The following is a 12490-nucleotide window of genomic DNA, read 5'->3' as shown; positions in this document are numbered from 1 at the left end:
AAGGCTGTATTCGTTCAAAACGATACAGCCTTATAAAAGGTGATTTTTATATCACCTGTTTAAATAGTTTATAGAGAAAATGCCGCTTTAACAGCATCTACATGGTCTAATTTTTCCCAGGTAAACAATTCAACTTCAACAGAAGACTCTTCGCCGTTAGAAGCTTTGAATACTTTCGTCACCACCTCGTTTTTCTTACCGAAGTGACCATAAGCAGCAGTCTCAGAATAGATCGGGTTACGCAGTTTTAATCTGGTTTCGATACCATAAGGAGTCATGTCGAAGATTTTTTCCACTTCTTTGGCGATAGCGCCGTCAGTTAGTGTTTTGCCTTCAGCATCCTTAACTTTCGCAGTTCCGTAAGTATTTACGTAAATACCCATTGGCTGTGCAACACCGATTGCGTAAGAAACCTGTACCAGAACTTCGTCGGCAACACCACCTGCAACTAAGTTTTTAGCGATGTGTCTTGTTGCATAAGCTGCAGAACGGTCAACTTTAGATGGGTCTTTTCCTGAGAACGCACCACCACCGTGGGCACCTTTACCACCGTAGGTATCAACAATGATCTTTCTGCCTGTCAGGCCAGTATCTCCATGCGGGCCGCCAATCACAAACTTACCCGTTGGGTTGATATGATATTTGATATCCTTGTTAAACAAGTGTGCAAACTGCGGATATTGGCTTGAAACACGTGGAATAAGGATGTTAATAATATCGTCTTTGATTTTTTTAAGCATAGTCTGCTCTTCATCAAAATCATCATGCTGTGTAGAAACAACAATCGAATCAATCCTTACCGGCTCATTGTTGTCATTATATTCCAACGTTACCTGAGACTTGGCATCAGGGCGTAAATATTTAATTTCGCTGTCTTCACGGCGGATAGCAGCCAGTTCGATCAGGATCTTATGTGCAAGGTCGAGCGCTAAAGGCATGAAATTGTCAGTTTCGATTGTTGCATATCCGAACATCATACCCTGGTCGCCTGCGCCCTGAGTAGTTTTGTCAGCTTTGTCAACACCCTGATTAATGTCAGGCGACTGCTCATGGATAGCAGATAATACGCTGCATGAATTGCTGTCGAACATGTATTCGCCTTTGGTATAACCAATTTTGCTGATTACTTCCCTGGCAATTTTTTGAACGTCAAGATAGGCTTTCGATTTAACCTCTCCCGCCAGGAAAACCTGTCCGGTTGTTACTAATGTTTCACATGCAACTTTGGATTCGGGGTCAAACGCTAAGAAATTATCAATTAGTGCATCTGAAATTTGATCTGCTACTTTATCCGGATGACCTTCAGAGACAGATTCTGATGTAAATAAATACGACATTTTAAATAATTAATTTTATAATCAACAATTATATAAAATGGATAATGACCCTGCAAAAACAGGCAGTAAAAGGAAGTGTATGAATGGTTAGCACTTTTTTTTACGTGGTTGCAATCCCGTTATGTATACATAACATCGCAAATCAGTCCACCTTAGGATTGCAAAATTACTATATATATTCAAATTAGTCAAAAAATATCAATTATTTTGTACTCGAATTTAATTCATACCCCTTTGGCAAAGTCAAACATTCTATTTATTATCAATCCTATATCTGGTGGCAAGGACAAATTAAAGATACCAGCGATCATTGATGCAAACCTGGACCGCTCCAAATTTAATCCGAATTATAGCTTTACAGAATATGTGGGACATGCGGCCGAAATTGCGGAGGAAGCAGCCAACAAGAATTTTGACATTATTGTAGCGGTAGGCGGTGATGGTACGATCAATGAGATTGCAACAAAAGTAATGCAGCAGCAAAAGATTCTTGGGATCATTCCTTTTGGTTCGGGAAATGGACTGGCAAGATTTCTGAAGATCCCGATGAATACCGCAAAATCGATTCAGGTGATCAATGGCCTGAATGTAGTAAAGATAGATACCGGAACCTTTAATGATAAGTTTTTCTTTAATATGGCAGGAATGGGATTTGATGCGCACATCAGCTCTGTGTTTGTAGGCAATAAAAAGAGAGGTCTTTCAGGCTATATTAAACTTGGGCTCAAAGAAATGATTAATTACAAACCTGAAAAATATCATTTGCTGATAGACGGTGAAGGATATACGCGGACTGCGTTTGTAGTGAGTGTTGCCAACTCATCACAGTATGGGAACAACGCACATGTTTCGCCCCAGGCATCAGTAACAGATGGCTTGCTCGACGTTTGTATCATCAAATCATTTCCGCTATACAAGATTCCTTTGCTGGCGTATCATATGTTGAATGCGAGCACAGACCAGTCTGATATGGTTGAGATTATCAGGGGGAAGGATATACAGATTACCCGGGCAGAGGATGCGGCCATACATATTGACGGAGAACCCTTTTTTATGGGAAGGGACATTGCCGTGTCTATCTCGCCCTTATCACTCAATGTTATTATACCGGCAGACAACGCTGCCATCAGCTAAACGAATATGAGCAACCCAAAGAAAAAATTACTCAGCGACCTTGGCGGAATCATGTATTCTACCGATCCTTCATTTAATTATGAGCAGGAGCAGGAACCTGCTGAAGAAGCTGTGGCAAACAACCAGCAGGACCTCAGGGTGACCCTCGACCGTAAGAACAGGGGCGGAAAGGCTGTTACACTCATCACCGGATACCGCGGAACGGAAGCGGCGCTGGAGACCCTGGCTAAAATGCTGAAAACAAAGTGTGGGGTAGGAGGGGGCGCCAAGGATGGAGAGATCATCATTCAGGGAGATTTTAGAGATAAAGTAATGTTGATTTTGCAAAAAGAAGGATTTAAAGTAAAAAAATCAGGCGGCTAAAATTAGTATTAAGTTATTGATATATAGTGTATTATTTGATAGTGTAAATGCTACAATATTAAAAATTTTCATTTAAAATGATAATTTTTCAATAAATATCTGCTTAGCTTTGTCATACCAAATATTCTTGTTATGAACAAAGTTTTAATGCCCGGGCCAGACCTTTCATGGTTAAATCTGGGTAATGATCACGCGTTGTATCAGCTCAGCGTGCCTCAGCTGATAGAGGAGGCTGTGAGGAACGGCGAGGGTACGCTCACTTCTACAGGGGCTTTAGCCGTAGATACAGGTAAATTTACAGGACGTTCTCCTAAAGACAGGTTTATTGTTCTTGACGATATTACCCGTGATGCAGTGTGGTGGGGAGAGATCAACATCCGCTTTAGCCCTGCAGATTTCGATAGATTGCTGCAAAAAGTATGTGCGCACCTCAATCAAAACAAATTTTATGTAAGGGATGCCTATGCCTGTGCGGATAAGCAATATCAGACAGGGATCAGGGTAATCACTGAAACTGCATACCAAAATCTTTTTGCCTGCAATTTATTCCTGAGGCCTGAAAAGGCAGATGCACTTCAGCATCCGGAATGGACGATCATTGCCGCACCGGATTTCTTTGCTGATCCCGGCATCGATGGTACCCAGCAGGCTAATTTTTCTATTTTAAATTTTTCAAGAAAGATAATCCTGATCGGGGGCACAGGATATACCGGTGAAATTAAAAAAGGAATTTTCTCTGTCCTGAACTTTATCCTGCCGGAACAGCACCATACTTTGTCTATGCACTGCTCGGCCAATGTAGGGGCAAAAGGCGATACTGCAATCTTCTTTGGCCTTTCCGGTACAGGTAAAACTACATTATCTGCAGATCCGGAGAGGAACCTGATCGGAGATGATGAACATGGCTGGGGAGACCAGAGTGTTTTTAATTTTGAGGGCGGCTGTTATGCCAAGTGTGTTGATCTGACGCCCGAAAAAGAACCTGAGATCTATGCAGCAGTAAAATATGGGGCATTGCTGGAGAATATTAATTATTTTCCGCATACCAGGGAGGTAGATTATTCAAATATTGAAAAAACTGAAAATACAAGGGTAGCTTATCCCATACATTATATAAATAATGCCGCCGTACCGTCTATCGCAGCCGTTCCGAAGAATATTTTCTTTCTTACTGCAGATGCTTTTGGGGTGTTGCCGCCGCTTTCCAGATTAACCCGGGGACAGGCTATGTTTCACTTTATCTCAGGTTATACAGCCAAGGTTGCAGGTACTGAGGCAGGCGTAACTGAACCGCAGGTAACTTTTTCAGCTTGTTTCGGAAAAGCCTTCCTGCCGCTGCACCCGGCAAAATATGCTGCGCTGCTGGGCGAAAAGATGGATAAGCACCAGGTCAATGTCTGGCTGGTAAACACCGGCTGGAGCGGCGGGGCTTACGGAGAAGGACAACGGATGAAATTAAGTTATACCCGGGCACTGATCACTGCAGTGCTGGGCGGAAAATTAGCCGGTGCGAAATTTACTGAACATCCGGTTTTCGGATTGCTGATGCCCGAAGCCTGTCCCGGTGTTCCTTCAGAAATCCTAAATCCAAGAAATACCTGGGCGGATAAAAATAAATATGATCTTAAAACAAATGAACTGGCCAAAGCGTTTATTGAAAATTTTGGGCAGTTTGGGGAGTTGGTCACTGGGGAAATATGGGAATCAATCCCAAAAGTTGTGGAAAACACGTTTTAAATCAATTTTTTTAGGGAAAAATTTGCATTTCAATTTTTTTTTAGTTTTCATTGTGAAAGATTGTCTCCCAAACGAGGCAATCTTTTTTAATATACACTACTGCAAAGAGAATTTGGTTACGAATAATCTATTTTAGCTGATAACGATAATTTAATTTGGAATTTAAATCAAAGTTATAAATTTGTTTATTGCAACATTTGATTCTATTTGTCGTTGTGTGTATTACGGAATAATAATCTACATTTAAAAAATCTTTAAAAAACAAGTACTAAAAACTCAAAAACTAAAAAAAAATGGCAAACGCACCAAAACCAACAACAGTTAAACAAGAAGGCTCATCATCAGCTTCAAATCTATTCGCTACATTAACCATTCCTATTTGTATTATTATCGGAATCCTCCTTTATAAATTTGTTCTGGGAGATGCAAACAACTTCATCGATAACAACGTTGAAAATCTTCCAAAAACGGGTAACTATGCTGGTATGGCTTACAAAGGTGGAGTGATCGTTCCAATCTTAATGGGTATGCTTTTGATGGTAATCGTTTTCTCAGTAGAACGTTTTATCGTAATCGGAAAAGCAACAGGTACATCAGGTTTGGATGCTTTTGTTAAAAAAGTACAAGCTCTTTTAAATTCAAATAATATCGAAGCTGCAATCGCAGAATGTGATAAACAAAAAGGTTCAGTAGCTAACGTAATCAAATCTGGTCTGAAAAAATACCGTGAGATGGAAGTTGAAGCTAACATGGATACTGATCAGAAATGTCTTGCTATCCAGAAAGATATCGAAGAAGCTACTACTTTGGAAATGCCAATGTTAGAGCAAAACTTAACTGTAATCGCAACATTGGTATCAGTAGGTACTTTGATGGGATTATTAGGAACAGTAACAGGTATGATCAAGGCCTTCGGTGGTTTAGGTGCAGCTGGTTCACCAGATTCAGCAGCGTTGGCAACAGGTATCTCTGAAGCACTTATCAATACTGCAACAGGTATCGGTACTTCAACTACAGCGATTATCATGTACAACATCCTGACTTCTAAAATTGATAAATTAACTTATGCAATTGATGAAGCTGGTTTTAGCATCATCCAAACTTATGCTTCTACGCATAAATAGAAAATAATGTTATTTTTTTTTACCGGCTTTATGGAAAACCGGAAGAATTAACATCATTATATAAAACATAAGTAATTTTAAAATTATGGCAAGAGCAAAAGTTGCAAGAAAAAGTACCTCGATCGATATGACCGCCATGTGCGACGTGTCTTTCCTGTTGCTTACTTACTTCATTTTATCAGCAACTGCAAAACAACCGGATCCCTTGGATGTTAAAGTACCATCCTCGACATATAAGCTCAAAGTTCCTGAGAAGGATATCGCTATATTAACGATAGGAAGCGGCAAAGTGTTTTTTGAAACTGCTGGTCCTGATATCAGAGCTGCGACTCTTGATAAAATGGGAGAGCAGTACAAGATCAGTTTTACGCCAGAGGAGCGAAAACGCTTTAGCGTGGTAGCATCTTTTGGTGTGCCTATCCAGAACCTTAAAAAGTTCATCGCGATGGATGCTGGTGAAAGAAAAAAATCTGGTATTGAAAGTGGTATTCCTGCAGATTCGTTAAACAATCAGCTGGCTGACTGGATCCTGAATACACGTAAATCCGTTGCTGAGCTGCACTCTGAATCTATGCGTGTCAGTATCAAAGGTGACGCTGCTGAAGATTATCCGGCAGTTAAGAAGATCGTTGACATTCTTCAGAAACAAAAAATTAATAAATTTAGTTTAATCACTACTGCTGAAGGCGGTAAATAACTAATACTAACATGGCAGAATTAGATACCTCCAGCGGGGGTGGCAAAAAAGGAGGAGGCAAGGTCAGGAGTAAGAAAGCATCTACGAAAGTAGATTTAACCGCGATGGTTGATTTAGCCTTCTTATTGATTACCTTCTTCATGTTGACCACCACGCTGAGTAAACCACAGGCGATGGATATCGCTAAGCCGGATAAGGACGATAAGAACGAAACAAAATTAGAACTAAGGGCGTCTCAGACAATGACGATTTTATTAGGTAAAAATAATAAAGTTGCATGGTACATGGGCGAAGCTGGTAAAACAGCCCCGGAAATTCAGAGTTTCAGTCAGATCAGACAGACTATCCTGGACAACAAGAAAAAAGTAAAAGAAAGTACTGGTAAGGATATCGTAATGGTAATCAAACCTACTTCTGGTGCTAATTATAAGAACTTTGTTGACATCATGGATGAATTGTTAATCACAGGCATTAAAACTGCCCCGGCGATTGATGATGAGAATATCCTTGATAATGAGAAAGCTTTCATGAAACAACAAGGTATTTTATAATACAATTATTAACAATTTAAATAACAAGCAATGTTCGGTTCTAAAATAGATTTATTTGACAAAGAATGGCTTGATGTTGTATTTGCTAAAAAGAACAAATCATACGGAGCTTATGAGCTGCGTAAGGATAATGGTGCAAATACAACCAAGGCGTTATTTTTGGCATCGGCAGTCTTCATATTTCTTTTCTTTTTACCTAAGATCGTTGATTTGATCAAAGGTCAGATGCCGGAAGAAGAGATCGTGAAACAAACTGAAGTTGTCATGGCTCCACCTCCACCAGTGGACCCTAAAACACCACCACCGCCACCAGTTGAGCCACCGCCACCAAAGACGGATCAGATCAAATTCCCTCCTCCGATTGTAAAACCGGATGATCAGGTAAGAGATGAAGATCCTCCACAGGTTGAGCAGTTAAAGGCAGCTGACCCGGGACAAAAAACTATCGAAGGTGATCCAGGTGCGGACATCGTTGTAGTTGGTCCGGTAGGTGAAGGCCCTAAACAGGCTGCAGTGGTGGAAGATACTAAAGTATATGACTTCGTGAGTATTGAAACTCAGCCAGGTTTCCCTGGAGGTATGGATAAGTTTTACGCTTACTTAGGTAAAGCGATCAGATATCCTCCTATGGCTCAGGAAAACAATATCCAGGGTAAAGTATTCTGTTCTTTCGTAGTAGAGAAAGACGGTCGCTTAACTGACATCAAAGTAGAACGTAAATTAGGCGGTGGTACTGATGAAGAAGCCGTAAGGGTATTAAAGGCAAGTCCGAAATGGACTCCTGGTATCCAGAATGGTAAGCCGGTAAGGGTTAAGTATAACATCCCTATCAGCTTTACATTATCTAACTAACATTACAATGTTAAACTTCAATACATTTAAACAGAAATCGCCTCAACAGCGATTTCTGTTCATTTTAGGCCTTGTCATGTTTGCCATGTATCTGGCGCTCGGAGTATATCTGATCTTTTGGAAAGACATCCCTTTTGACATTAAGCCAACCTACAGGATAATGTTTGGCGGCCTGCTTATCGTTTATGCGGGAATAAGATTTTACCGTTTAATCAATCAAAAAGACAATTAAATGAACAAGTTATTCTTTCTGCTTCCGGTAATTTTGTTTGCAGCATGCAAGCCGAAGACTGCAAAAGAACCTGTTGAAGAAACCCGTACATCCGGCACGCTCAAAATGATTGTGGATGAGAGCTTCTCATCGGTGCTTGCAGATCAGATACAGGTATTCAGGGTTGATTATCCTGATACTAAATTCGATCTGGTCCAGGGCAGTGAAAATAAGATCCTGCCGGCATTTCTAAAGGACAGTGTACGTGCGGCAGTGCTTTCACGTGTGCTAACTCCCGACGAAGAGAAAGCTTTTGCCAGACGTGATGTCCGCATTTCTACTTCCAGGTTTGCCATTGACGGCATAGCCCTGATTACCGGCAACGATAATCCTGATTCTACGATCACGGCTGATGAAGTGATCGCGTTGATGAAAGGCAGTAATCCGGGGGGAATTAACCTTGTCTTTGATAATGCAAATTCCAGTACACTTCGTTATTTCAAAGAACTTGCACAGATAAAAGAGCTTCCAAAATCGGGCATTTATACTTTAAGCAGTAACAATGACGTTATAAAATACGTTGCAGAGCACAAAAACTATATTGGAATAGTGGGAGTGAACTGGCTGCTCAACGGGCAGAAAGACAGCTTCGATTTTACAACGCAGGTTAAAATACTGGCTGTTAAGAATGTTAAAGGTAAAAAGGGAGATGATGGCTTTTACAAGCCTGCCCAAAAAAATCTGATTGACGGAGTATATCCTTTCTTAAGAAATGTTTACATCATTAAGGCAGAGGTAAAAAACGATTTAGGCACGGGTTTTGCCAATTGGTTGGTAGGCCAGCGCGGCCAGCTGATCGTCCTTAAGTCGGGACTTGGCCCAAATTCAATGAACTCGAGGGACATTAATATAAAGAGTGAAAATTAAATATTATATTGAGCCCGGATTGACGTGTTGATAATTTGATAATGCGGTTCTTTCAGCATACAATCAACCTATAAAGCCTGCATAGTTTAGTTCTAGCTTTATCGGTATGATCTGTTCCTGACAGGTGCTTTAACTTCAAATTCAGCAAGACATCAATTGAAACATACTAATAGTATTAAAGACCAATAACTGGAATAAACACTGAAAACAAACAACGAACAGATGAAAATGACAAAGAAAGCAATAACCTTAAGTTTAGGTTTAGTAGTGATGGGTTCTGCCTCTTTTGCTCAAAATTTAAATGACGCAAAGAAAGCGATTGATGCAGAGCAGTATGCGAAAGCTACATCAATGCTTAAATCACTGGTAAGTTCACAAGCCGGTAAAGGAGAGAATTATTTTAGTTTAGGAGATGTTTATCTTCGCAATGATTATGTTGATTCTGCTAAAGCAGTGTTTAATAAAGGAATCGCTGCTGATCCAAAATATGCATTAAATTATGTTGGTTTAGGTAAAGCTGAACTTGCTTCCAATAACCCAACTGGTGCAAAGGCAGATTTTGATAAAGCAATTGCTGCTGCTTCGAAAAAGGATTACCTTCCATATATGTACATAGGTAAAGCTTATGTTGAGCAGGATAAACCTGACTTTGCTGCTGCTCTTCCTATGCTGCAAAAAGCTGATGAGTTAGATGCAGCCGATAAAGACCCCGAAACATTTGTTGCTTTGGGCGATTTCTATGCTGCTCAGAAAAAGAACTCTGAAGCCTTGAGCAATTACCTGCGTGCGTTGAACATGAACGAAGCTCAGGTAAGACCAAAGGTTCAGATTGGTAGAATGTACAAAGAATCAAGGGCGTTTCCTGAATCTGAAACTCAATTGAAAGAAGTAATCACTGCAGATCCTAATTATGGTCCTGCTTACCGTGAGATCGCTGAGCTTTACATGCAGTGGGCTAACTTTGAACCAGCAAACTTTGCTGCGAAATCAACTGAAGCTATCACCAACTACAAAAAATATTTAGACCTGACTGATAAATCTTTTGATGCAAGATTACGTTATGCACAGTTCCTGTACTATGCTAAAGATTTCAAAGCTTTAGAAACAGAAACAGCAGATTTAGCTAAATTGTATCCTAACAACCAAAAAGCTTTAGTAATTCAGCGTTTACAGGCTTATTCAGCTGCTGAAAACAAAAACCCTGAAAGTTTAAAACTGTTAACAGATTTCTTTGCTAAAAACTCTGATACTACACGCTTAATCGCTGCCGATTACCTTTATTTAGGTAAAGCTCAGTTATTGGCTAATCAGGATAGTTTAGCTTTGATCAGCATCACTAAAGCTGTAGCTAAAGATTCAACTAACGTTGAAGCCCTTGAAGATGTAGGTAAAGCATTATATGGTAACAAAAAGTACGCTCAGGCTGCTGATGTTTATAAAAATGCTATCAAGTTAAATCCAAATGGTAAAGGTTCACTAACCAACTATTACTATTTAGGTTCTGCTAACTACTACAGATATGCTATCGCTGATCAGGCAAAACAAAATCCAGACAAAAAAATCTTAGTTGAAGCAGATTCAGCATTGGCCTTCATCAACAGAACTGCTCCGGATTTTACTTTAGCTTATATCACCAGAGGTCGTGTAGCACGTTATATGGATGATCAGACGAATCCTAAAGGATTAGTTATTCCGTTCTATCAGCAGTATATAGACCTGGTTACAGTTAAAAAACCAGAACTGGCAACTCAGCCGGCTGAGAAACGTAATATCCTTGAAGCTTATGCTAACCTTGGATATGCGTATATGAACACAGACAAAACTAAAGCTGCTGACATGTTCAACAAAGCTTTAGCTATTGACCCTTCATATACTAACGCTTCAAATGGCTTAAAGGCATTGACTGCGCCAGCTCCAAAAGCGGCAGCAAAGGCAGCGCCTAAAAAGAAATAAAGAGTATTAATCATACAAAATTGAAAAGGCAGGGTTGATATCCTGCCTTTTTCTGTTACTTTTGTATTCAAATTCAAATTATATGGAAACCCAAAGTCTCCCTTCAGATTTTCTCCCGATTATTTTCCAGGTTATTGTAGCCCTAGGATTTGTTGTAGTTACTTTGTTTGCTACTCACTTTTTAGGCCCTGCACGTAAAACCAAAGATAAGTTGGGCACGTTTGAAGCCGGGATAAAAGTGGTAGGAAATGCGCGCCAGCCCTTTTCCATTAAATATTTCCTGGTTGCTATCCTGTTCGTCCTGTTTGATGTGGAGGTTATTTTCATGTATCCCTGGGCTGTAAACTTCAGGGATCTGGGATGGTCTGGCCTGATTGAGATGTTTATTTTCATGGCAACGCTCTTATTAGGCTTTATTTATATCCTCAAAAAGAAAGCACTCGATTGGAACTAAACTATTTAGATCGTTTCTAAATCTGGTTGCGTTCATATCTTTTGCTCCTAAATATTGTAGATTTGTGGTTCATTCTGTATTGGAATGAGCCTTTTTTGTTTTATGATATGAGTGACATCAATATAGTAGACGCGCCTCCGGGCATTGAAGGATCTGGGTTTTTCGCCACATCTTTAGACAAGGTTGTAGGCCTTGCCCGTTCCCATTCATTATGGCCCCTACCATTTGCTACATCCTGCTGCGGAATTGAATTTATGGCTACCATGGGTTCACATTACGACCTTGGCCGTTTTGGATCAGAGCGTTTAAGCTTTTCTCCACGCCAGGCAGACTTGTTAATGGTAATGGGCACTATCGCTAAGAAAATGAGCCCTGTATTAAAACAAGTCTATCTTCAGATGGCAGAACCCCGCTGGGTAATGGCTGTTGGTGCCTGTGCATCAAGCGGAGGTATTTTTGATACCTATTCTGTTTTGCAGGGGATTGATGAGATTATTCCGGTAGACGTTTACGTTCCTGGCTGCCCTCCGCGTCCTGAGGCCATCTTAGATGGTTTTGGTAAGATACAGGAGCTGGTAAGGAATGAGTCTGGCAGAAGAAGGCATTCTGATCAATACAAACAAATGTTGGCTTCATACGGAATAGACTAATGGCTGCAATGACCAACGAAGATCTGATCAAATTACTGGGCGATAAATTCGGTAACAAAATAAGCGGCGTGAACGAGCCTTATGGCTTGCTTACCATTGAGACAACCAAAGATGTGATTATCGGCGTACTTGGTTATTTAAAGGAAAGTGCCGGTACAGGATTTAATTACCTGACAGACATTACCGCTGTTCATTACCCTGAAAGAAATCATATTGCTGTGGTATATCACCTGCACAACATGGTGGATAAGATCAGGATCAGGGTAAAGGTTTTTATTCATGAACATACTCCAACAATCCCTACTGCTACTGTTCTCTGGAATGGTGCCAACTGGATGGAAAGAGAAACATATGACTTCTTCGGAGTAAAATTTGAAGGTCACCCGGATCTGAGAAGAATATTAAATATGGATGAACTTGATGTACATCCCATGCTGAAGCAATATCCTTTGGAAGATCCAAACAGAGTTGATAAAAAAGACGAATACTTTGGTAGATAA

General features: G+C 40.3%; 14 protein-coding genes. 13 read left to right on the top strand and 1 reads right to left on the bottom strand.

The window, feature by feature from the left end; genetic code table 11:
- Positions 1 to 68 precede the first annotated feature (68 nt).
- Complete coding sequence (gene metK / locus FN831_RS07825; RefSeq protein WP_142527641.1) at positions 69 to 1337, bottom strand: methionine adenosyltransferase; 1269 nt, start codon at positions 1335 to 1337, stop codon at positions 69 to 71.
- A gap of 234 nt (positions 1338 to 1571) precedes the next feature.
- Between metK and FN831_RS07820 the strand changes: the two genes are divergently transcribed.
- From FN831_RS07820 to FN831_RS07760, 13 genes are all read left to right on the top strand, one after another.
- On the top strand, positions 1572 to 2471 hold the full coding sequence (locus tag FN831_RS07820; protein ID WP_142527640.1) for a diacylglycerol/lipid kinase family protein: 900 nt from the start codon (positions 1572 to 1574) through the stop codon (positions 2469 to 2471).
- Between the two features lie 6 nt (positions 2472 to 2477).
- Entirely contained in the window at positions 2478 to 2834 is a 357-nt protein-coding gene (locus FN831_RS07815) for a translation initiation factor (protein WP_142527639.1), read from the top strand.
- Between the two features lie 132 nt (positions 2835 to 2966).
- Entirely contained in the window at positions 2967 to 4571 is a 1605-nt protein-coding gene (pckA, locus tag FN831_RS07810) for a phosphoenolpyruvate carboxykinase (ATP) (RefSeq protein WP_142527638.1), read from the top strand.
- Between the two features lie 293 nt (positions 4572 to 4864).
- Positions 4865 to 5695, top strand: a complete 831-nt coding sequence (locus FN831_RS07805; RefSeq protein WP_090558140.1) for a MotA/TolQ/ExbB proton channel family protein — start codon at positions 4865 to 4867, stop codon at positions 5693 to 5695.
- An 85-nt stretch (positions 5696 to 5780) separates the two neighbouring features.
- A complete protein-coding gene (locus tag FN831_RS07800; protein ID WP_142527637.1) occupies positions 5781 to 6392 on the top strand; it encodes an ExbD/TolR family protein in 612 nt (203 codons plus the stop codon).
- An 11-nt stretch (positions 6393 to 6403) separates the two neighbouring features.
- Positions 6404 to 6943 (top strand): ExbD/TolR family protein, encoded by a 540-nt coding sequence (locus tag FN831_RS07795; RefSeq protein WP_142527636.1) that lies wholly within the window; start codon positions 6404 to 6406, stop codon positions 6941 to 6943.
- Positions 6944 to 6973: 30 nt separating this feature from the next.
- The gene (locus FN831_RS07790) at positions 6974 to 7795 is read left to right on the top strand and encodes an energy transducer TonB (protein WP_142527635.1); all 822 of its coding nucleotides are present in this window, start codon (positions 6974 to 6976) and stop codon (positions 7793 to 7795) included.
- A 7-nt stretch (positions 7796 to 7802) separates the two neighbouring features.
- A complete protein-coding gene (locus FN831_RS07785) occupies positions 7803 to 8027 on the top strand; it encodes a hypothetical protein (protein ID WP_142527634.1) in 225 nt (74 codons plus the stop codon).
- Positions 8028 to 8933 (top strand): PstS family phosphate ABC transporter substrate-binding protein, encoded by a 906-nt coding sequence (locus FN831_RS07780; protein ID WP_142527633.1) that lies wholly within the window; start codon positions 8028 to 8030, stop codon positions 8931 to 8933.
- 228 nt (positions 8934 to 9161) lie between these two features.
- Positions 9162 to 10886: a tetratricopeptide repeat protein gene (locus FN831_RS07775; RefSeq protein WP_246101417.1), complete on the top strand. Its 1725-nt coding sequence runs from the start codon at positions 9162 to 9164 to the stop codon at positions 10884 to 10886.
- Positions 10887 to 10968: 82 nt separating this feature from the next.
- A complete protein-coding gene (locus FN831_RS07770) occupies positions 10969 to 11340 on the top strand; it encodes an NADH-quinone oxidoreductase subunit A (protein WP_142527631.1) in 372 nt (123 codons plus the stop codon).
- A gap of 107 nt (positions 11341 to 11447) precedes the next feature.
- Positions 11448 to 11990, top strand: a complete 543-nt coding sequence (locus tag FN831_RS07765) for an NADH-quinone oxidoreductase subunit B (RefSeq protein WP_142527630.1) — start codon at positions 11448 to 11450, stop codon at positions 11988 to 11990.
- Positions 11990 to 12490 carry an NADH-quinone oxidoreductase subunit C gene (locus FN831_RS07760; protein WP_142527629.1) on the top strand — a complete coding sequence of 167 codons (501 nt, stop codon included), beginning with the start codon at positions 11990 to 11992 and terminating at the stop codon, positions 12488 to 12490. Before FN831_RS07765 ends, FN831_RS07760 begins: the two co-directional genes overlap by 1 nt.

Origin of the sequence: Pedobacter westerhofensis, assembly GCF_900182595.1 — a bacterium.
GTDB lineage: Bacteria > Bacteroidota > Bacteroidia > Sphingobacteriales > Sphingobacteriaceae > Pedobacter > Pedobacter westerhofensis.
The sequence above is the reverse complement of the archived record's forward strand: the minus strand, read 5'-3'. Positions and strand labels throughout refer to the sequence as shown.

Bases quoted from the DNA above. Each gene is read 5' to 3' on its own strand.
- pckA (WP_142527638.1), top strand. From the start codon at position 2,967: ATGAACAAAGTTTTAATGCCCGGGCCAGACCTTTCATGGTTAAATCTG.
- FN831_RS07780 (WP_142527633.1), top strand. From the start codon at position 8,028: ATGAACAAGTTATTCTTTCTGCTTCCGGTAATTTTGTTTGCAGCATGC.
- FN831_RS07815 (WP_142527639.1), top strand. From the start codon at position 2,478: ATGAGCAACCCAAAGAAAAAATTACTCAGCGACCTTGGCGGAATCATG.
- FN831_RS07795 (WP_142527636.1), top strand. From the start codon at position 6,404: ATGGCAGAATTAGATACCTCCAGCGGGGGTGGCAAAAAAGGAGGAGGC.
- FN831_RS07765 (WP_142527630.1), top strand. From the start codon at position 11,448: ATGAGTGACATCAATATAGTAGACGCGCCTCCGGGCATTGAAGGATCT.
- FN831_RS07800 (WP_142527637.1), top strand. From the start codon at position 5,781: ATGGCAAGAGCAAAAGTTGCAAGAAAAAGTACCTCGATCGATATGACC.
- metK (WP_142527641.1), bottom strand. From the start codon at position 1,337: ATGTCGTATTTATTTACATCAGAATCTGTCTCTGAAGGTCATCCGGAT.
- FN831_RS07805 (WP_090558140.1), top strand. From the start codon at position 4,865: ATGGCAAACGCACCAAAACCAACAACAGTTAAACAAGAAGGCTCATCA.
- FN831_RS07770 (WP_142527631.1), top strand. From the start codon at position 10,969: ATGGAAACCCAAAGTCTCCCTTCAGATTTTCTCCCGATTATTTTCCAG.
- FN831_RS07785 (WP_142527634.1), top strand. From the start codon at position 7,803: ATGTTAAACTTCAATACATTTAAACAGAAATCGCCTCAACAGCGATTT.
- FN831_RS07760 (WP_142527629.1), top strand. From the start codon at position 11,990: ATGGCTGCAATGACCAACGAAGATCTGATCAAATTACTGGGCGATAAA.
- FN831_RS07775 (WP_246101417.1), top strand. From the start codon at position 9,162: ATGACAAAGAAAGCAATAACCTTAAGTTTAGGTTTAGTAGTGATGGGT.
- FN831_RS07790 (WP_142527635.1), top strand. From the start codon at position 6,974: ATGTTCGGTTCTAAAATAGATTTATTTGACAAAGAATGGCTTGATGTT.